Below are 20246 nucleotides of genomic sequence, written 5' to 3'. Positions count from 1 at the left end.
CGTTTACCTGAGAAAGTTGTAGGTAAAGGGTTACCAAGGGTTTTTGTTTAAATGAATAAAGATGATACCGTTATAGGTGAGCTTTCTGAACAAGAATTGCGCGAGCTAATTCCACAGCTTCAGAATCTCACCGACAAGTATAAGCGCGCTGAAAAAATTCAGAAGGCACTTTTTGAGATCAGTGAATTAGCGAGTTCAGTGAGTAGTCTTGATCGTCTTTATAAAGCAGTTCATGGCATTGTTAGCGATTTTATGAATGCAGACAACTTCTATGTTGCTTTTTTCGACCCCACCGATAAAAACGTCGATTTTGCTTACTTCGTGGATGAACTAGATGAAGAAGTAATTTCGTTAGTTCCATATGAGCGTATTATGGATGGCATCACTGGTTATATTCTCAAAAATGGGAAAAGCTTGGTGATAACCAAAGAAAATACTGAATCTGTTTTAGAACAAACCGGTATTCAGATGTTGGGAACGCCTCCGGTCGACCTTATTGGTGTGCCTTTAAAGCGTAATGCTGAGGTAATTGGCGCCATGGTAGTGCAGAGCTATAATGACGATGTGCGCTATAGTCCAGACGATTTCGAAGTTCTCTCATTTATCTCACAACACATTGTAACAACCGTTGATCGAGTTAAAAGCCGCGAAGTGACTGAACGAACCATTCGTGATCGCACTAAGCAGTTACGCAGTATCAATGACGATTTACAAGAAGAAATTCTCGAACGCCAAAAGATTGAATCACTGCAAACCGCGCTATTTGAAATATCTGAATTGTCAGTTTCTCTGGATGATGATATTCCTCGTTTTTATTCAAAATTGCATGAAGTCCTGGCTCGCTTAATCAGCGCACCAAATTGTTTTGTTGCCGTGTTAACCAAAGACAAAGATAAACTTACCTTCCCATATCTTAGTGATGAATTACATGACTCTGTTGATGAGCGACCATTAGGTTTAGGTTTAACCGAATATATTATTCGTCACGGGGAAGCTTCATTGATCGACAATTCAAAAATTTTGTCCTTGGTCGAAGAAGGTGAAGTTGACGTCACTGTAGCGCAGAATATGATGGAGCATAATAACTCTTGGTTGGGTGCACCATTAATCATAGACGGTGAAGTGCAAGGCGTCATTGCGGTACAAACCTACGGTAAGCTTGAAAAGTATACACAAAAAGATTTAGAAATTTTACGCTTTGTATCTCATCATATTGCTGTAGCAATGGAACGTAGAAGAAGCGCTGAAGCACTCAAGGAATATAACCTGCAATTGACGAACAAGGTACAGGAACGAACCGAAGAGCTTAACCAAACTAACGAATATCTGAAAAAACAGATAGAACAGCGTAAAGAAATTGAGTTAAAACTAATTCATGACGCACATCATGACGCGCTTACCGATTTACCTAATCGTGTTATGTTTAATAGTCGCCTAGAGCTCGCCATTGCTAACAAAAAGCGCCACACCGAAAATAAATTTGCGGTGTTGTTTATCGACTTAGACCGATTTAAGGTGATTAACGACACCTTAGGCCATCATGCAGGAGATGAGTTTTTAGTCGAAGTTAGCCAACGTATTTTATTATGTAAACGTGGCCACGATTTATTAGCTCGTTTGGGCGGTGACGAATTCGTTATTCTATTAGACAACTTCGAAGATATTAAAGCAGTTGAAGAAGTAGCCTCCCGTGTTATCAACTCTGTGTCCATCCCATTTATGCTAGACGGTAAGGAAATGTTCAGCGGTGCGAGCATCGGTATTACGCATCTTGATGACAACTATATGTCAGCCGATGAAGTTTTACGAGACGCTGATGCAGCTATGTATCATGCTAAAAGTCTGGGTCGGGGACGCTATGTAACTTTTGATAAAAGCATGCGCGAAAAACTACTTGGAGATATTCAGTTAGAATCAGAATTCCGTAGAACGTTAAGAGAGAAAGGTTTCGATTGCATATTGCAGCCCGTTGTTAAGCTTGAAGATGAATCAGTACTGTATTTTGAATGCACACTACAATGGCACAATGAGTCGTTTGGCAAAATAAACCGCGAGCAATTTTGGCAAATCGCTGAACAATGTGGTTTGACACTGGAATTAAATCAATTCTTGTTAGATGGCGCTATTGGTTTACTAGGCCAATGGCATAATGATGCTGAACACGCAGGTCAGCGCATTGGCGTCAGTTTATCAGTTGAACACCTAATGAAAAAAGACCTCGTGGACGAGCTCATTGCAAATGTAAAGGAAAGCGCATTTGACACTGAAAAATTGCTACTGGAGTTTTCAGAAAGTGCGCTGAGCAATCGTTCACAATATATATTGCCGTCTATAAAGAAGTTAAAGCGCCACGGTTTTGGTTTAATTTTAGATAACTTTGGTAGCGGCACCGCGTCATTAAATTATTTGTTCTCGTACCCATTTGATTTTGTCAAAATTGATGAACGGTTTATTCAATCTTTTACGCGCTCCGAGAAGAATTTACGCTTCATTGAATCGGTTATTTTAGTCGCGGAAAAAGTGGGTCTAATTGTTATTGCCGAAGGCGTTTCAAGTAAAAGTAAGCTGGAGAGTTTAAAGGGCTTGGGCTGCGAATACGGCCAAGGTGATATATTAGGTAGCACGATATTACTCGACTTTGTGGATGATGATAGCTGACCCGCATTAAACTTATAGCAGGTCTCGTAAATTGGCTATCCCTTTAGTGCCTTTTTCTTTTCTCTCTTCGGGCGTTGCTTTTTTCTTTTGAAACTCCCATTCAATATCGTCCTGCGGCAATTCATAGAGGAAACGAGACGGTTCAGGCTGAATAACTTCACCAAATTGACGACGCTCTCTGGCGATGCTAAACACCAGCTCTTTTTGAGCACGTGTAATGCCGACATATGCTAAACGACGTTCTTCATCAATATTATCCTCTTCAATACTACTTTTATGTGGCAGCATTCCCTCCTCCATGCCGACCATGAAGACATAAGGGAATTCCAGCCCCTTGGATGAATGCAGTGTCATCAATTGCACCTGATCGGCTTCAGTGTCATCTTCACCTCGCTCCATCATATCCCGCAAAATTAATCGATTCACAATTTCTTGTAAGGTCATTGGTGGCTCTAAATCGTCGCCCTTTAGCATCTTGTCAACCCAAGCAAATAACGTACTGACATTTGCCATTCCCATTTCCGCCGCCTTAGGACTGGTACTTTGCTCATACAACCACTCTTCATAGCCCATGGCTTTGATGAAATCGCGTAATACGGCAACGGTATCGCCACGCTTTGCGTTGTCGGCGGCTTCAACTACCCAGCGTGAAAACTGGTCGACCGATTGGTAGGCTTTTGCACCTAATATGCTATTCAGACCATCGTGACAACAAGCCTCAAATAAGCCCGTTCTATTGGCGTTTGAAAAGTGCCCCACTTTTTCTAGAGTTGCACGTCCAATACCTCGAGAAGGTGTATTGATGACTCTAAGCAATGCATTGTCATCATCTTGATTAACCAGTAAACGTAAGTAGGCCATAACATCTTTAACTTCGGTGCGCCCAAAAAATGACGTTCCACCACTTATTTTGTAAGGGATCCGGTTTGTCATTAATACTTTTTCAAACAAGCGAGATTGATGATTTCCTCTGTACAAAATAGCGTAGTCGCCATAGCCCGTGTTGTTCATAAAGCGATGCGCCATTAGTTCAGCGATTACTTTTTCAGCTTCGTGTTCTTCATTTTTAGCGACCACGACTTTGAGCTTTTGACCATACGGCAATTCGCTAAATAGACGCTTTTCATAAACATGCGGGTTATTTTGGATCAGAATATTAGCGTTGTGCAATATCCGTCCTGATGAACGGTAGTTTTGCTCCAACTTAATCAGACGAAGACTTGGAAAGTCCTTTTGTAGCAAAACTAAGTTTTGCGGCCTTGCACCTCGCCATGAATAAATAGATTGGTCGTCATCACCCACCACCGTGAATCTGGCTCGCTGACCGACCAATATTCGAACTAATTCATATTGACTGGTGTTGGTATCCTGATACTCATCCACCAGCAGGTATTTGAGCATACTCTGCCATTTGTTACGCACCGCTTCATTGGTTTTCAGCAATAGCGTGGGTAACAAAATAAGGTCGTCGAAGTCCAGAGCATTATATGCTTTGAGGTTTGAGGCATATTCCACGTAGTAGTTTGCTTGCTCAATTTCACTGTCGCCACGGGCCATTTTTAATGCAGCCTGAGGTAGGATCAGATCGTTTTTCCAATTTGAAATCGTCGACTGCAATGCTGACAGTAAGTCTTTATCACCATCATATTCTGCTTCGGTAAGGTCGCGTAGCAGGCTCATTGAATCTTTATCATCAAATAGTGAAAAGCCCGCTTTATAGCCTAACTGTAAGACATGCTTCTTGATAATACTGAGTCCAAGTGTGTGAAAAGTTGATACTTTTAAACCACGTGCTTCTGCTTTGCCTAGCGTTTGTGCAACACGCTCCTTCATCTCTCGAGCGGCTTTATTGGTAAAGGTAACCGCCGCAATTTGTCTTGCTTTGTAACCACATTCACGCACTAAATAAGCAATTTTATTAGTAATAACACGGGTTTTCCCGCTGCCCGCCCCTGCGAGCACCAAGCAGGGACCTGATACATATTCGACGGCTTCTTGTTGGGCATCATTTAAGCGCATTTAGAGTTCTCAAGGGGAAAAGGTTGCAAAGAAACGAATTATAACAAATGAGCAGTTAATAACGCTTTTTTCTTTTTCATTTCGGGATACAATCACAACCTGAACGTGAAGCCAAGGACAAACAATGCTAGATCCCAAGAAATTAGAAGAAATTGCTAAAAATATCAGTAATGCGATACCCGCCGGTGTGAAAACAATGGCAGGTGAAGCGGAAGGTAAAGTAAAGCAAGTGCTGCAAGCCCAATTGTCGAAGCTTGATTTAGTAACGCGCGAAGAATTTGACGTTCAAAACCAAGTGCTTATTCGTACTAGAGAAAAAATGGAAGCAATGGAAGCGCGTATTGCAGCATTAGAGTCTGGACCAGAATAAACTACTAAACTAATGAGCAATACCTCATAAAAGAATTGTTGACCAAGTTTGCTATATCAGTAGGCCAAGCAGTAAGCCAAATGCGATGACCAAACCAACCCAATGGTTATGCAAAAAGGCAGCAAAACACGCGTCTCTTCGGCGCGTTTTTATTAGCCCAAACTGATATATAAACATCACTGCAGCGAACATTAAGCCAACAAAAAAGCTCAAGTGCAGATGGGTAATCCAGCCAACGTATGCCAACAAAATCAACGTTACCGCATTTAAGAATACAATAACGGCGACGTCAAAACGGCCAAATAAGATGGCGCTGGACTTTACCCCAATGCGTATGTCGTCTTCTCGATCGACCATCGCATACGCTGTATCATACGACACCGTCCAAGTTAAGTTAGCTAGATAGATGAGCCAAAGCCATGCCGGTAATTCTCCAGTAATGGCCATAAAAGCCATCGGAATAGCCCAACTAAAAGCAGCGCCTAATACTACCTGTGGCAAATGTGTGTAGCGTTTCATAAACGGATAGAGGCTGGCGAGAAATAAGGCACCCAGTGACAGTATAATAGTGTTTGCATTGAGAAATAAAACCAAAACAAAAGCCAGAACGACTAGCAGATAAAACAGTTGCAATGCTTCTTTGGGTTTTACTTCACCAGAAACAATCGGCCTCGCTTGTGTTCTTTTGACTGCACCATCAACGTTGCGGTCAGCATAGTCGTTAATAACGCAACCGGCAGACCGCATAAGGAAAACGCCTAAAATAAAAATAACAGTGATATGCCATGGCGGCAGTCCATTTGCGGCCCACAGCAAGCCCCAAACCGTTGGCCATAATAATAAATAGGTGCCGATCGGTTTATCGGCCCGCATTAAACGCCAGTAAGCATTCCTGTTTTGCCAACGCAACTGCATCATTTAACTATCACATTGCTGATTTTCCCGAAAGCGGGATCGCTAATGTAACTGGGACAGTCAGGTAAAAAGACTTCAGCCACTAGTAGATGCCAATCCTCAATCTTGAATGCAGAGCGCCTACCCCACAATGCATTAATTGCAGCGGGTGATGGCGGATCAATAGCAAGGCCCGCAATTGGATTATTATCCAATTGCGTAATGACAAATTCGCTACGCACAAACTTATTGTCGTTGAAAATTCGCTGGCCAAGAGGTTGATTACCTAACGTTGCCCAGGTCGTTTTACATAAATGTTCAGGCAGCACACTGCGAGCAAAAACCCATGGCTTGCCATCACCGTATAGGATAACCTCTCGTATTTGCCATCGATGCTTGTGGTAGTCTACTAACGCGGCTTGCTCGCTTTGATCGGCATCTATTGTAGCCTGCCCCAATACCTTGACTTCAAATTTATTAGTGAGCGCCTGCAAGCGCTCTGTCAGAGAGCCGGTATGAAGTAACCAGTCAGCCAAGTGCTGATTAGGAATATTGTATTGCGACGCACTCTTCCAAGCTGCGTGAATACCCAAGGGAAATTGATTTATTTGCAACAAGTGATTTAGAAAACTGAGTTTAATCCGATATAATAAGTCTAACACAGCAAAGATTATATCTGCATCCGTATTGTACTTTACCAGAGGCACTAACATGAAAATTTTGCGTAAACTATATGAAACTCAGCGTGTGCAGACTAAAAAGCATAGATATGTTTGTTCAATGTGCAAAGGCATGGCACTGCTCACCCTCGCAATAGGGCTGTTAACGACACCTGAACTGGTGCATGCGCAACAGCGAAACTATGCTTATGTTGCCTTGGAGCCCGATATCGTTACCAACTATGCTGGCGATAACTCAAAAAAGCTTGGTTATGTGCGCGTGACTATTGAAATGATGGTAGCGGATCCAGCCAAAATAATTGACGTGGAACACCATATGCCATTGCTAAGAGCAACCGCAATAGAAGTATTGGGAGCGCAACCTGAAGACAAAATACGCTCCTTGACTGGGCGCGAAGATATACGCAGAATAGTATTACAAAGATTTAAAGATATTATGAAGCGCGAGACCGGTGAAAATGTCATTGAAAACATCATTTTCACCAAATATTTACGCCAAGGTGGCTAGTTTCTAGGGCGACGATTTCCGGCTAATTGATGTGTTGCCAACGCCATTAAGCAACCTGAAATTAAGCCGAACAAATGTGCCTCGTTTGCCATGTTGACCCACAGTACATCAAAATAACCGAGTACTAACCAACCCAGTAAGAAATACACCAAATTATTGGGTAAGCCCATACCCCATTGCGGGCGAAGCAAGCCTATCCACCAGACATAGCCAAACAAAGCGTAAACGACCCCAGATAAGCCACCAAAATTAGGGCCTGAGACAAGCAGTTGCGCAATGTTCGAACTTATCGCAGCAATTGCAAATATAACGGCGAGCGATACGCTACCAAAAGCACGTTCTAACTGTGAGCCTAAGAGCCACCACCAAATTAAGTTGAAAATGATGTGGATAGCACCAAAATGCAGGAAGGCAGGGGTAAATAAACGCCACCATTGTTGGCTTTGTAAAAGTTCATCTATACTGCGAATTGTTAGATTCTGATAAATGACATTGGACGCGCCGAGATAACTAAGTAAGAAAACACCGAGACAGATAGCAAGTACCAATGACATAAACGGTGTGGACTTTAGGTCTTGCAGCCAAACAGGTAATCCGGCATTTTTAGCCCTTGCGCGTTGCGGTAAGTCTTTTGGTCCAGCAACCGATTTCCCTACCTCCCAAGCCGCTTGCTGATATTTGGCTTGGTTTGGATTAGTCACAAAATCTTCGGCAATTTTTAGCGCCTGTTGCACATCATCAGGGTTAAGGACAATAATTTGATAATGTGACGTTTCATTTGGATCATGTCTCTTGTCAACCGACTCTTGGTTGACGTCTGCAGTGTCATGTTCGGGTACCGCAGGCTTTCCTTTGCCAATACGAACATCAATGTTACAACTAGTGAGATAATCGGCAAGTAATCGCGCCGGCTTTTTATCAGAAAAAGCCAGTATCGGCGTGCCATGCTTACCTAAATCACTCAAGAATCACTACCTTGGACATCGCTTGACTGCGACGGGAATTGAGTTCGCCAACCTTCGAAACCACCGTCCATGCTATAGACTGTCTCAAAGCCTTGTTGCAGTATATATGCCGCCGCTTGCTGGCTACTGTGCCCATGATAACAAACCACAATAACTGGCGTATCAAAGTCATTTGCATCCATAAAACGCTGAATACTGCCATTAGTCAGATGGAATGCGCCAGGAATATGGGCTTGCTCAAATGACTGGTCATCGCGAATATCGACAATTTTCGCAGCATCTATATCTAGTTTTGCTTTGGTATCTTGTATTGAAATATGTTCAAACTGTTGCATTTATTTATCCTTGCCAGTCAAGTAAGACTTTACCGCTTTGCCCTGAACCCATCACTTCAAAACCTTTGGCGAAATCATTAATACTGAATTGATGAGTAATCATCGGACTTAAGTCCAAGCCACTTTGCAGCAAACTTACCATTTTATACCAAGTCTCGAACATTTCGCGACCATACACACCTTTAATGGTTAAGCCTTTGAAAATAACCGTGTTCCAGTCAACAGCAACACTCTGCGGTGGAATTCCTAACATTGCTATCTTTCCACCGTGGTTCATTTTATCCAGCATGTCGCGAAATGCAGAAGGAACACCTGACATTTCTAAACCAATATCGAAACCTTCGGTCATACCTAATTCATTCATTACATCGTTTAAGTTTTCAGAAGCAACATTGACTACCCGTGTTGCCCCCATCTTTTTGGCCAGGTCGAGTCGATAATCATTGACATCAGTGATAACAACGAAGCGAGCCCCGGCATGCTTAGCCACAGCTGCAGCCATTATGCCAATAGGTCCTGCACCAGTAATTAACACATCTTCACCGACTAAATCAAACGACAGCGCAGTGTGTACAGCATTCCCAAAGGGGTCGAAAATAGCGGCCATGTCGTCGCTAATATTAGCTGGGATCTTAAATGCATTAAACGCCGGTATCACAAGGTACTCGGCAAAAGCGCCCTGTCTATTGACACCAACGCCCGTGGTGTTACGGCACAAGTGTCTGCGACCAGCTCGGCAATTTCTGCAGTGTCCGCATGTAATGTGTCCTTCGCCTGAAACCCGGTCACCTTTTGTAAAGCCAGCGACTTCTTGTCCTATTTCAACCACTTCACCGACATATTCGTGGCCCACAATCATGGGAACCGGAATAGTCTGCTGAGACCATTCATCCCAATTGAAAATGTGCATATCAGTACCGCAAATGGCCGTTTTACGAATCTTTATCATCAAATCATTCGGCCCCATTTCGGGCACCGGATTATCGGTCAGCCAAATACCGGGTTCTCTGTGTAGCTTAGCCAACGCCTTCATTTGTTTTGCTTGTGCCCCTTTTAATGGTGAATTCATTAAATTACTCCTAACTCTTTACCGACCTCAATAAAGGCATCAACCGCTTTATCGATATGCGCAATGCTGTGCGCTGCAGACATTTGCGTGCGAATACGAGCACCACCTTTAGGTACAACAGGAAACGAGAAACCCACGACGTAAATACCGCGCGCTAACATTTTGTCTGCCATATCGCTGGCAAGTTTAGCGTCACCTAGCATGACGGGAATAATTGCATGGTCTTTGCCTGACAAAGTAAAACCTGCCTTTTCCATGCGTGTTCTAAAGTGCACAGAGTTACGAATTAACGCATCGCGAAGGCCTTTGCCATCTGCCAGCATATCGAATACTTTCAATGACGCCGCTACAATCGGAGGCGCGACTGAATTAGAGAACAGATAAGGTCTAGAACGTTGGCGCAGCCAGTCAACAACTTCTTTTTTCCCTGACGTGTAGCCACCTGAAGCCCCGCCCAAGGCTTTACCTAAGGTACCCGTAATAATATCGACTCGGCCCATGACATCACAATACTCATGACTACCACGACCGTCTTCACCTACAAAGCCCGTTGCGTGACAATCATCAACCATCACCATAGCATCGTATTTGTCAGCTAAATCACAAATACCTTTCAGGTTAGCAATAACCCCATCCATAGAAAAAACACCGTCAGTGGCAATCAGTTTGAATCTGACACCATCAGCGCTTGCCTGCTTTAGTTGTTCTTCCAGAGCTTGCATATCGTTGCTTGCATAGCGATAACGTTTTGCTTTGCTCAAACGCACGCCATCAATAATACTTGCATGATTCAATGCATCAGAAATAATCGCATCTTCAGCATCCAGTACGGTTTCGAATAAACCACCGTTGGCATCAAAACAAGAAGGATACAAAATAGTGTCTTCTGTGCCCACAAACTCGCTAATTTTTTTTTCTAGCTGCTTATGAATATCTTGGGTGCCACAAATAAAGCGAACCGATGCCACACCAAACCCGTGGGAATCGAGACCTTGTTTAGCCGCCGCAATCAAATCAGGGTGATTGGCGAGACCTAAATAGTTATTCGCACAAAAGTTAATGACGTGATCGTCACCAGCTACTGTAATATCTGCGCTTTGCTGTGACGTAATAATACGCTCTTTTTTGTACAAACCATCGTTTTTAGCGGCGTCTAATTGAGCTTGAATGTGTGAGATGAAACCTTGCGACATGATGAACCCTCAGTGGGTGAAAGCGTTTACATAGGGCCTATTGCAACCCAGCGCTTTATAAGTGAATTTTCGACCTGCGTATTGTCCAGTATTGTTTACTCAGTGTCCAGTTCACTTAGGGCTTGATCAACTTTTTTCAATACTGTTAGGACCAGTAGATACGTCATTAAATCTTTACCCTTGGCCCTTATCCCCCAAGGAAGATGAGCCCAGTTTTTGCCTTTTTGGCTTTTTATTTGAACATCGTACACTGATGCCACCAGCCCTTGCGATAAATAGGGCCCTGTGCGCCTGAAGTTACTATGCGCATACAAGCCAACAACGGGTGTGCCCATCGTCGTCGCCATATGAGCAGGCCCGGTATCCGGCGCTAATACCAATGCTGCATCAGCCAGCACGGCTAACATTTGTTTCAAACTTGTTTGACCTACCAAATTCAGTGCAATAATATTTGGCGTTTGTAATATTTTAACTGAAATCTCAAAATCTACGGGACCAGGGCCACCACAAAGTACAACTTTATAACCTTTTTCTATTAAATTTTGGGCTACCGCTACATAACCCTGAACAGTCCAATTTCGTTCAGCCTTAGATGCAGCGGGACTAATGACCGCATATTTCCCTAGCGCAGCGGTTTGCTTTTGAGCCCACTCCCAATCCGTTTTATCGAGCGGCATATCCCATTGCGGATCAGGGTCTTTAGGAATGCCTAACTTATCGGCAAATCCCATGAAGCCTTCAAGAACGTGTGCATATTTTTGTGCTTCAATACGTTCATTAGTAAACCACCAGTGACCTTCTTTACTGCGCTTCCAGTCAAAACCTATTCGGCGCTTTGCCTTCACCACTGTGGATAGTAAGTTAGCACGTAAAGCCACCTGCATTACAAACATAGCATCAAAGGTCCGCCCCGCGAGCGCTTGCCTTACCTCCTGTTTGGCTTTTTTGCCGGCTTTTTTGTCATATACAATAAAGTCAACACCCAACATACCTCGCAGTAGTTGATGCTCTATTTTACCGATGATCCAGGTAATTTTAATGTCTGGCCGATGTTGACGAATGCGTGTCACCATCGCAACGGCATGACATACATCGCCGATTGCTGACAAACGTAAGATACAAAGTTGAAAAGCTTGGCTCAAATGAATACCGTTGTGCTAACTACATGAATTTTGGTATGTTACAGCATATTATTAGTTTTTGAAGCGCGCAGCACCAATATGTCAATGATCGAGACCTTTCCTGTGGGGCTAAATGAGTTTATTTTAGTGCCCAAACAAAGTACTTGGACACCTTCCTCTGATGCGCTAAATGATGATTTGCTAAGTCTTCAAAAATGCTTTGATCCTAGCTGGTTAATGGCTGAAAACTTAATTACACATACCGCTTCTGGGCGCGGGTTAGTTTACTTTTTTTTTATATTAGGAGAGAACTGTGTTTTACGTCACTATTATCGGGGTGGTTTAGTCGCTAAGTTGTCAAACGACGCGTTTCTATTTAAACAAACACAGCAATCTCGCCCTTATAAAGAGCTCAATTTACTGGCTACGTTACACGCTGCCGGTTTAAATGTGCCTAAGCCCATAGCAGCGAGGATCAAACACACGAGTTTCACTTATACAGCAGATGTCATTACCGGCACTATTCCGCGAGCACAAGAGTTGCATGAATATATATTACAGCAAGCACTTCAACAGGCTGTATGGGAGAGAATAGGCGTAACATTACGCAAAATGCATGACTTACAAGCGTGTCATTATGATATCAATGTGAAAAATGTATTGTTACAAGCCCCCGCTTACAGACAAGAAAAAACAGTGGCAAGAGAAGCTAACAACGGCGAAACGTCAGACCCATTGGTGAAAGCACAGGACAACACCGACAACGCAGACGAACAAAGTATAACTATCTACTTATTGGATTTCGATGGTTGCGCTATCCGCAATGGTGACAAGTGGAAGCGCGCTAATTTAGTCAGATTTAAACGTTCTTTAGAAAAACAAAGGGCGAAATACTCGCCCTATTATTATGATGAATCTTGTTGGACGTCGATTGAACGAGGATATCAATCTTGATGACCTAAATTAGCCACTAATCAAATGCGTAAGTCGCGCTAAAATAGAGCAATGCGTCAACTTCGTTATCTTTAGTCACAAACTGACGTGATTCAATACTACCGCCCGCTTTTAATAACCAGTCGCCAAATGGACGCTGATAAAACCCACTCACTTGCACTACGTCTTCGGTAACATCACTGGTAAGCACTGGAGAAGGTCTCGTACCATCTGGGTTTAACTCGGCTTTACGCAAAATAATCTCAGCAATAGCGCCACCATCAAAACGGATATTAGCGCCTACGGTAATTTGTTTAACATCACTGTCAAAGGTACTGCCGATGACTCTTCCTCTAAAGCGATAACCACTGCTATATACGCCATTTTCATAATAGCAATTGGTAATAGTGCTGCCATTTCCAGCGCATGCAATGTTGGTATCACTGGTTTCAATGTACACTTTGGCATTCGCAAAATAAGTAGAAATACCAACTAAATTGGCTTGATCCGTAATATTAATACCATCTACGGCGTCTTCACCAATACGCTGGGCATACACTGAAATAGGACGTTCAAAAAGGTCAAAGCTATATTTTATATCAAACCCGGCAAGATGATTACCTTGTTTGGTTAAGTCTTCATCACCACAAACATCACGATTTCGAGTGCAAACAGCTTTAAATGTAATGACATCGATAAAATCTCCTAAGCTGCTAGGCTGACCTTCACCGCCCCACATTGCCGCCCAAGAAGCACCAAACTCAAAGCGTTTGAACGGGCTAAAGGTGAAACGATTTAACAATAAATTAGTATTAGGTACCGCTCTGTCACTTTCAAGTTGGCCAAGTTGACTGGTAAAATACCAAGGGCCTAACCAAGACAACCACGGGCTTTTAGAGGCGACTGCTGATGAACGCGATAACGCAACGGTTGGGATAGGTCTTGTGTTGTTCGACAATATCAGACTACTCGACTGACCGGGTCCCCACCATTGATCAATCGAGCCTGCACGGATATTCCAAGCCCCAAATTGATAGGCTAAAAAACTGTTGTCGAGATTTTTCTCGCCGCCCGATTGATAGTTAACACTTAACTGCCCACTTAAGCGCCCCCAATAAAACTCGTTGGTCACTTTAGCCGACGCTTTCACATCACTGATACCATCAAACGAGGTTAGTCTGGGCTGGTCACTTGACGCTTGCAGTTCCAAGAAGGTTCTGCGTCTTTCTTGCTTTTGTAAATTCAAGTAATAGCGCAGTCGTTGTGCCGCTTGTCTTGGCATTGGCTGCATTTTACCTTCGTCCAATGAGAGTATTTGATCGGCAACACCCTTCCAAGGAACGGGAAAAGTAAGCACGGTGGCATCTAAGTAGCCCCATTCTTGCAATGTTTGCAGGTCATAGTGCAGTTGCTTGTCAACCGTGCCAACCCAAGGCGAACCCAGTACTGGAGCGTTAAAAGCAAGAGCTAAAAAAAGAATAGCGAAGACGCGAAAAATCACAAAATAACCCAATCCGTGTTAATAAATAAATCCGGCACCAATGTTAGCGCATTGGCCTAGAGTTAAACACTTTTTATCGATAATTAATTGCAATTATTATCTGCTTTCAGTTACTGTCTGTTCCCATTCAAAACAAACACCACAGGCGCAGTAGTTATGACACAAATAAAAGCGATTTATCCTGGCACTTTTGACCCCATCACTAACGGTCATGCCGATCTTATCGCTAGAGCATCGAAAATGTTCTCACACGTCATGATAGCTATTGCATGCAACCCTAATAAGCAGCCGTTATTCAGTCTAGAAGAAAGGGTCAATATGGTTAGGCAAGTGACTCGTCACTTGCCTAACGTGGAAGTAAAGGGCTTTACTGGCTTACTAGCCGATTTAGCTAGAACTGAAAACGCTAATATTCTTATTCGTGGTTTACGTGCAGTATCAGATTTTGAATATGAATTTCAACTGGCTAATATGAATCGACGACTCAACAGTGAACTTGAGAGTGTGTTTCTAACCCCATCTGAAGAGAACTCATTTATTTCTTCCACCATAGTGAAGGAAGTGGCATTGCATAATGGCGATGTTAGTGGTTTTTGCGCACCAGAGGTATTAGCGGCATTGCAACAGAGGTTACATAAAAATGGATAATGATGATGGCACACTAGCAAGCACTAGCGAGGTTTGATTTGTTCACTTGGGGCTGTTTATCTATAGGCCCCAAGTTTAGTTCCAAAGCTCAAAATTTAGCCGCAAGCCCACAGGCTATTTTTGGCATTGAATGCAATAAAATGTATTTCGTTGTCCAATAACCACCGAGCGGATCGGTCTTTGACACACCTCACAGTCATCACCCGCACGACCATAAACCAGTAAATGCTGCGCAAAGTAGCCGGGGCTGCCGTCTGCTTGTGCAAAATCTTTAAGCGTTGTTCCTCCCTGATTAATGGCGCTGGCCAATACTTCTTTAATATTATTGGTAAGCAATTTATAGCGTTTTAAACTGACTTTACCCGCCGCTCGCCTTGGGTCAATACCCGACTTGAATAACGATTCATTGGCATAAATATTACCCACACCAACAACAACCGCATTATCCATGATGAAGCTCTTCACCGGCGATACCTTACCCCGTGATTTGCTAAATAACACACTGGCGTCAAACTCATCGGTTAACGGCTCTGGTCCCAACGAACGCAATATCTTCAATGGCAATTCAGTTGGTGACTGCCACAAGCACGAACCAAAACGACGAGCATCATTAAAGACGAGCTTTTTACCCGTCACTAACTCAATTTCTATATGGTCATGCTTTTTGCGAGGAAGGCCTATATCTACCACGCGCATCTTTCCAGACATCCCCAAGTGCATAACCAAGGCGCCAACATCCGTATTAATAAAAAGGTACTTGGCTCGACGCGTTACTGAATTGATTGCTTGTTGGCAGGCTAACTGGACCTCATCCGGCACCATCCAACGCAACTGTGGTTGATAAACGGCTATTTTGCTAATGACATTGCCTTCTAAAAACGGGGCAATACCAAGCTTAGTGACTTCGACTTCAGGTAATTCGGGCATGGATTATGTTACCACTGAGTAAGTTGTTCGACTGTTGGGAAGTCCAATAACATGACTTCGTTGTCGAGCATTAAATAAGTTTGTTGGTGAATAGTCTTAATAGATAAAACACGGCCGTTTCGTTCACCTGCTAACCATAAAACCACCACAAAGTCGGGGGATTTGAGTAATTCAGCGCTGACCTCACGTTGTGATTTAACCAGTGCTCTCTGCCAATTATTGACTAATGCGGCTAATGCGCCTGCTTGTCCTTCTAATGCAGCAGTGCTTGCCATAGGACTCGAAGAAGAAAAACGCCACGTTTGACCAGCGCGCTCAATAACATCTTGATCAATCTGCAGACTCAATAGAATGGCTCCTTGTTCTATTATCGGTTGCGGTAACTGGGAGTCATCAGAATCGAAGCTGCTGATATTTAACATCAGGATCATTGCTAACATGGTAAAAATAATAACGTTATTCCATCCTTTTTGAGATAGTCGAAGCATTGCGTTCCCTCGTTTTATTCTTTTTAATTACGCCTAAAAGGCTTTTATCTACTGTCTGATGGATGTCAATTTGTGCGTAATAGTCAATGTGTAAATCGTATCATTTTAAGCGCCTGACTTTCTTTGCGTTGATATGTTGTTAACTCAAGTTAAAACGTCCAATAGCCAAATTTATTTCTGGCTTTTAAATTACGAATAAAGTTGTTTGGCTTATTTTTCATTTTTTGTAAATCAGTGGCGGCGTTATCAACGGCCTGCAAAACTCTTTGTGACGACTTGCCATCTGTATATGGATGGGTGTATTGAGTAAAGTCTCGAATTTCCTTCATTAGCTCATCGGGTTGTGTTAAGGCATATTCAATCGCACTTTCAAGCTCTTCTGGGTTAGTAATATTGTGTAAGTAAGGTGTTGGTGCTTCATTGTTAATAGTGACAACCGGTTTATTTAATAAAAGATAGTCGGTAATCATTGACGAGTTATCGCCGAGCATCAGATCAGCTTCAACCATATACGGTGCGAGCTCATCTGTTTCTAAAAATGTGAGGTTGTCATGTTGAATATTTTTATATGCTGCAACTGTTTCTTTAGCCATTTTAGGGTGAAAAGTGACTATCCATTTCCACTTAGAATGACGCGATAGCTTGTCAATATAAGGTAATAAAGTGGGTGCTTGCGTCATTCTTAGCGAAAATGTCGAGCTAAACAAAATGACTGGCTTTTGATTTACCTTTTTACTGACTAGGGAGGATGAAAAATACGGGTCCATTTTACAGTAGCCCGTTTCTATGACTTGGAAGTGTTTATGCTTTGCCGCTAACGCTTCGAATGTGGCTGTTGATGATTGACCGTGCGTGCAATATAAATCAAAACAATCTCTAATAATAAAATGATAGTTTACATTATCTTTCTTGCGCTTTTTGAAACCGACAAAACCGTGGAAGATACACACTTTCAAACCAGGTAAAAAAGTGGGAACCATATTTCCGGGGACAAAAACGGCAAATGGGTTGAATGCGATTGCGCCTGCTATACAAGCAATCACTTGCTCATTTGGTCTAAAAAAAGAAACGTTCACGTTTGCACCTTCGGCAAACCAGGCAACCTCACCACCCTGACGCCTAATTTCATTTTGCAAAGGCCGCAAAACTTCAAAGGAGTAATTTTGAGAGATGTAAAACAGATATTTCTTCATTGGACCATTAACTAGAACGACATCTGTGCTTATTAGACAGGTTGCAGCGCAATTGATCAATAGTGTTTATCAACGGCACGTTTGTTTGCTTGCATGATTTTTGGTGCTTGAGCTGTTTGCATAAAAGTGGCTGGGGTGAAGTCTAAAAACAAAAAACCCAGCAAAAGCTAGGTTTTTTTAGAGACGAAAAGCAAGTTAATTACTTGATTTTTGCTTCCTTGAACATAACGTGTTGGCGAATTTTAGGATCAAACTTCTTGATCTCCATTTTGCCCGGCATGTTGCGTTTATTTTTGTCTGTGGTGTAGTAAAAACCAGTACCAGCAGAAGAAACTAATTTAATTTTATCTCTCATGGTAATTCCTTAAACTTTCTCGCCACGAGCACGGATATCAGCTAATACTGTATCAATGCCCTTCTTATCAATAATACGCATACCTTTAGTGGTTAGGCGTAATTTCACAAAACGGGTCTCGCTCTCAACCCAAAAACGGTGAGTTTGAAGATTTGGCAAAAAGCGACGACGAGTCGCGTTTCTAGCGTGTGAGCGGTTGTTACCAACTGCAGGACGCTTACCTGTAACTATACAAACTTTTGACATCTTATTGTCTCCAGAAAAACTGTTTGCCGTCTAACCCAAGCAAACAAAAATTGCTGTTAAACGTCTTTAATAATGAGGGCGCATTTTATACAGTAAACGCCACTTTAATTCAACAAAAACTTCGCTTTTAAGCTGTTTTTTGCATTTTTAACGGATTAGCGGTCTATTTTTGCTTCCAGAGGTCGCAAAAATCATTACAAACTATTCAACTGAGCGCTTTTATTTTTGATCAATATTCTAGTAATAATGGCTATATCGCCGCACGTAGTATAGCAAACTATTGATGTTGCATAGCAGTTCTTTTTTATTAAATAGTGCCTTTTTGTGAAACGCAAAATAGTTTGGGCAACTGCTTAGATATTTGCTTCGATTGAGGCAATACACTCTATTTAGTTATTTTTAATACTCCCACAAAATAAGTATATATTTGGATTACTTGGATATTAAGATGTGTTTATATGGATTTGACTTGATTTTTCAAGGAAATTCAGCAGACTTGCGACGCAGTTAATAGCGAAAAACAACGTTAAAATTTGACGTGTAACTTTTAAACTAAATCAATTTGTACAGATAAGGGTACTTATGTCCGATGTTTTTACTCCACTAAATCATTATTTCGACGGAATATTTGTTATTACGCTTGACGGTTATGAGGCGAGGCAAAATAGCATTAAGCAAAATATGCAAGGACTGAATTTTGAATTTTGGTTTGGGACCGACAAAAGAAAATTAGACGACCGTGTTTTGCTTGATAATAGTCAATATGATAATGAATCTCATCAAAACATAAAAAGAACGCATCGCTCTATGTCTTTATCTGAATATGCTTGCGCTTGCTCACATCGCGGTATCTACCAACATATGCTGGACAATAATCTGCAACGTGTACTCATATTTGAAGATGATGCTGTTCCTGATCTGCAAGAGCTTAACTACTTTACGCAACGCATTGCGACTTTACCTGAGGATTGGAAAGTAGTGCTATTTGACTACTATGGTTCTCATTATGCAGATACCAAGGGGCTGTTGAGGCGTCAAATATACAAAATATATCACTATTTGAGAATTTCTAACTGGCATACAGTCTCATTGTCATTGATAGACAAAATGTTGATGCGACCATACAACACCCATTTTTATCTCGCAGGCCGGCTGTCTGGAGCTCATGCATATAGTATTTCTTTAGATGCCGCTAAATATTATTGTGATTATCAACAGCCTGTGAAATTGCAAGCAGACAGAATTTTTTATTACGCTGAAGGGCTTGACAGCAATCGCGTTTTTGCTTGTAAAAAACCCATGTTTTTAAGGGGGGAACTATCAGAAGTGTCTTCTATTCAAAAGCAACGGTAATTTAAATATCCGCAGCAGTTGGTTACTGCCAAACCGCTATTGCTGGTTTAATTTTTGTATACGCTTTTTTAACTCTTTTTTATTTTTAAAGAGAAAATAGAACCCACTCACTACTTTTTTAAAAAAGCTTTGTGTCGCCTTGTTACGATTAAGATGACGATCAATTTCACTAACTTCATCATGATTTACTTTTACTATGTATGGCTTTAGCCCAAACACATTCAATTGGGATTTCCACCAATATTGTAATTCAATGTCAATAGGCCGATTAATATTAGCGCTCGTTGCTAACAGTTTTTGAGCTCCGCTTAAACTAATAGCTTGCGCACAAGCTCTACTCGGTATCTTATTGTAAGTAATCAACGAAAAATCACCAACTGGAATTTGATGTACCGCTTTACGTTTAACGGGCTCTTCAGCTAACTTAATTAAATCCCAAGGCTGCTGTATATCTTTAATCGCCTCTAAACCCTGTTTAATATGGTCTTGCAGTAATATATCGTCTTCTAAAATAACACCATAGTCCAACTGCTCATCAACGATTTTTTGCCATACACGCACGTGACTTAGATAACAGCCTAACTCACCGCTAGTCATGTGCTTATGATACGAAGCATCACTAAAATTGTACAAAGCGTTGACCGTAGACACATCTAGCGTATCACCGTTTACAGCCTCAACACGGTCAAAAGACAAACTATGAGCTTCAAGCTGACGCGCACAGGCTGCTAGTCTATCCGTAGACCTTGCCAAATTAATTAAACAAATTTTCCATTTTTTCATGTGCAAT

General features: G+C 42.1%; 21 protein-coding genes. 6 read left to right on the top strand and 15 right to left on the bottom strand.

Going from position 1 to position 20246, the window contains the following annotated elements; genetic code table 11:
* Nucleotides 1-51 precede the first annotated feature (51 nt).
* Nucleotides 52-2658 carry an EAL domain-containing protein gene (locus tag CXF81_RS03985; protein WP_101180084.1) on the top strand — a complete coding sequence of 869 codons (2607 nt, stop codon included), beginning with the start codon at nucleotides 52-54 and terminating at the stop codon, nucleotides 2656-2658.
* A gap of 12 nt (nucleotides 2659-2670) precedes the next feature.
* On the opposite strand, the gene rep is transcribed toward CXF81_RS03985, so the two are convergent.
* Nucleotides 2671-4677 (bottom strand): DNA helicase Rep, encoded by a 2007-nt coding sequence (gene rep, locus CXF81_RS03980; protein ID WP_101180083.1) that lies wholly within the window; start codon nucleotides 4675-4677, stop codon nucleotides 2671-2673.
* A gap of 124 nt (nucleotides 4678-4801) precedes the next feature.
* Here rep and CXF81_RS03975 point away from each other — a divergent pair, with 124 nt between their 5' ends.
* On the top strand, nucleotides 4802-5047 hold the full coding sequence (locus CXF81_RS03975; protein WP_101180082.1) for an accessory factor UbiK family protein: 246 nt from the start codon (nucleotides 4802-4804) through the stop codon (nucleotides 5045-5047).
* Between the two features lie 51 nt (nucleotides 5048-5098).
* Here CXF81_RS03975 and ubiA read toward each other — a convergent pair whose 3' ends face one another.
* Together ubiA and CXF81_RS03965 are read right to left on the bottom strand one after the other, a co-directional pair.
* Nucleotides 5099-5965, bottom strand: a complete 867-nt coding sequence (gene ubiA, locus CXF81_RS03970; RefSeq protein WP_369828631.1) for a 4-hydroxybenzoate octaprenyltransferase — start codon at nucleotides 5963-5965, stop codon at nucleotides 5099-5101.
* The gene (locus CXF81_RS03965) at nucleotides 5962-6654 is read right to left on the bottom strand and encodes a chorismate lyase (protein ID WP_101180081.1); all 693 of its coding nucleotides are present in this window, start codon (nucleotides 6652-6654) and stop codon (nucleotides 5962-5964) included. Before CXF81_RS03965 ends, ubiA begins: the two co-directional genes overlap by 4 nt.
* Nucleotides 6655-6721: 67 nt before the next feature.
* Here CXF81_RS03965 and CXF81_RS03960 point away from each other — a divergent pair, with 67 nt between their 5' ends.
* The gene (locus CXF81_RS03960; protein ID WP_101180132.1) at nucleotides 6722-7129 is read left to right on the top strand and encodes a flagellar basal body-associated protein FliL; all 408 of its coding nucleotides are present in this window, start codon (nucleotides 6722-6724) and stop codon (nucleotides 7127-7129) included.
* Here CXF81_RS03960 and glpG read toward each other — a convergent pair.
* The 5 genes from glpG to CXF81_RS03935 all read right to left on the bottom strand — a co-directional run bounded on the left by glpG (nucleotide 7126) and on the right by CXF81_RS03935 (nucleotide 11833).
* Nucleotides 7126-8094 carry a rhomboid family intramembrane serine protease GlpG gene (gene glpG / locus CXF81_RS03955; RefSeq protein WP_101180080.1) on the bottom strand — a complete coding sequence of 323 codons (969 nt, stop codon included), beginning with the start codon at nucleotides 8092-8094 and terminating at the stop codon, nucleotides 7126-7128. The genes CXF81_RS03960 and glpG overlap by 4 nt on opposite strands.
* Nucleotides 8091-8429: a thiosulfate sulfurtransferase GlpE gene (glpE, locus tag CXF81_RS03950; protein ID WP_101180079.1), complete on the bottom strand. Its 339-nt coding sequence runs from the start codon at nucleotides 8427-8429 to the stop codon at nucleotides 8091-8093. Before glpE ends, glpG begins: the two co-directional genes overlap by 4 nt.
* A gap of 4 nt (nucleotides 8430-8433) precedes the next feature.
* Nucleotides 8434-9462 carry an L-threonine 3-dehydrogenase gene (tdh, locus tag CXF81_RS03945; protein WP_101180131.1) on the bottom strand — a complete coding sequence of 343 codons (1029 nt, stop codon included), beginning with the start codon at nucleotides 9460-9462 and terminating at the stop codon, nucleotides 8434-8436.
* A 35-nt stretch (nucleotides 9463-9497) separates the two neighbouring features.
* The gene (locus tag CXF81_RS03940) at nucleotides 9498-10691 is read right to left on the bottom strand and encodes a glycine C-acetyltransferase (protein WP_101180078.1); all 1194 of its coding nucleotides are present in this window, start codon (nucleotides 10689-10691) and stop codon (nucleotides 9498-9500) included.
* A gap of 95 nt (nucleotides 10692-10786) precedes the next feature.
* Nucleotides 10787-11833: a glycosyltransferase family 9 protein gene (locus tag CXF81_RS03935; RefSeq protein ID WP_101180077.1), complete on the bottom strand. Its 1047-nt coding sequence runs from the start codon at nucleotides 11831-11833 to the stop codon at nucleotides 10787-10789.
* 78 nt (nucleotides 11834-11911) lie between these two features.
* Between CXF81_RS03935 and CXF81_RS03930 the strand changes: the two genes are divergently transcribed.
* Complete coding sequence (locus CXF81_RS03930) at nucleotides 11912-12766, top strand: 3-deoxy-D-manno-octulosonic acid kinase (RefSeq protein ID WP_232771770.1); 855 nt, start codon at nucleotides 11912-11914, stop codon at nucleotides 12764-12766.
* Nucleotides 12767-12782: 16 nt separating this feature from the next.
* Here CXF81_RS03930 and CXF81_RS03925 read toward each other — a convergent pair whose 3' ends face one another.
* Complete coding sequence (locus CXF81_RS03925; protein ID WP_101180076.1) at nucleotides 12783-14246, bottom strand: capsule assembly Wzi family protein; 1464 nt, start codon at nucleotides 14244-14246, stop codon at nucleotides 12783-12785.
* A gap of 156 nt (nucleotides 14247-14402) precedes the next feature.
* On the opposite strand from CXF81_RS03925, the gene coaD reads away from it, so the two are divergent.
* Nucleotides 14403-14894 (top strand): pantetheine-phosphate adenylyltransferase, encoded by a 492-nt coding sequence (coaD, locus tag CXF81_RS03920; protein ID WP_101180075.1) that lies wholly within the window; start codon nucleotides 14403-14405, stop codon nucleotides 14892-14894.
* A gap of 114 nt (nucleotides 14895-15008) precedes the next feature.
* Here coaD and mutM read toward each other — a convergent pair whose 3' ends face one another.
* The 5 genes from mutM to rpmB all read right to left on the bottom strand — a co-directional run bounded on the left by mutM (nucleotide 15009) and on the right by rpmB (nucleotide 18103).
* Entirely contained in the window at nucleotides 15009-15821 is an 813-nt protein-coding gene (gene mutM, locus CXF81_RS03915) for a bifunctional DNA-formamidopyrimidine glycosylase/DNA-(apurinic or apyrimidinic site) lyase (protein WP_101180074.1), read from the bottom strand.
* 8 nt (nucleotides 15822-15829) lie between these two features.
* A complete protein-coding gene (locus CXF81_RS03910) occupies nucleotides 15830-16309 on the bottom strand; it encodes a hypothetical protein (protein ID WP_101180073.1) in 480 nt (159 codons plus the stop codon).
* A gap of 149 nt (nucleotides 16310-16458) precedes the next feature.
* Nucleotides 16459-17502: a CDP-glycerol glycerophosphotransferase family protein gene (locus CXF81_RS03905; RefSeq protein WP_101180072.1), complete on the bottom strand. Its 1044-nt coding sequence runs from the start codon at nucleotides 17500-17502 to the stop codon at nucleotides 16459-16461.
* Between the two features lie 199 nt (nucleotides 17503-17701).
* Nucleotides 17702-17857, bottom strand: a complete 156-nt coding sequence (gene rpmG, locus CXF81_RS03900) for a 50S ribosomal protein L33 (RefSeq protein ID WP_006008015.1) — start codon at nucleotides 17855-17857, stop codon at nucleotides 17702-17704.
* 9 nt (nucleotides 17858-17866) lie between these two features.
* The gene (gene rpmB / locus CXF81_RS03895; protein ID WP_006008014.1) at nucleotides 17867-18103 is read right to left on the bottom strand and encodes a 50S ribosomal protein L28; all 237 of its coding nucleotides are present in this window, start codon (nucleotides 18101-18103) and stop codon (nucleotides 17867-17869) included.
* A gap of 582 nt (nucleotides 18104-18685) precedes the next feature.
* On the opposite strand from rpmB, the gene CXF81_RS03890 reads away from it, so the two are divergent.
* On the top strand, nucleotides 18686-19456 hold the full coding sequence (locus CXF81_RS03890) for a glycosyltransferase family 25 protein (protein WP_101180071.1): 771 nt from the start codon (nucleotides 18686-18688) through the stop codon (nucleotides 19454-19456).
* 36 nt (nucleotides 19457-19492) lie between these two features.
* Here CXF81_RS03890 and CXF81_RS03885 read toward each other — a convergent pair whose 3' ends face one another.
* Nucleotides 19493-20239 carry a glycosyltransferase family 25 protein gene (locus CXF81_RS03885; RefSeq protein WP_101180070.1) on the bottom strand — a complete coding sequence of 249 codons (747 nt, stop codon included), beginning with the start codon at nucleotides 20237-20239 and terminating at the stop codon, nucleotides 19493-19495.
* Between the last annotated feature and the right edge of the window lie 7 nt (nucleotides 20240-20246).

The organism is Glaciecola sp. 33A (assembly GCF_002836745.1).
Taxonomy (GTDB): domain Bacteria; phylum Pseudomonadota; class Gammaproteobacteria; order Enterobacterales; family Alteromonadaceae; genus Glaciecola.
This window is presented reverse-complemented; position numbering and strand designations above follow the sequence as displayed.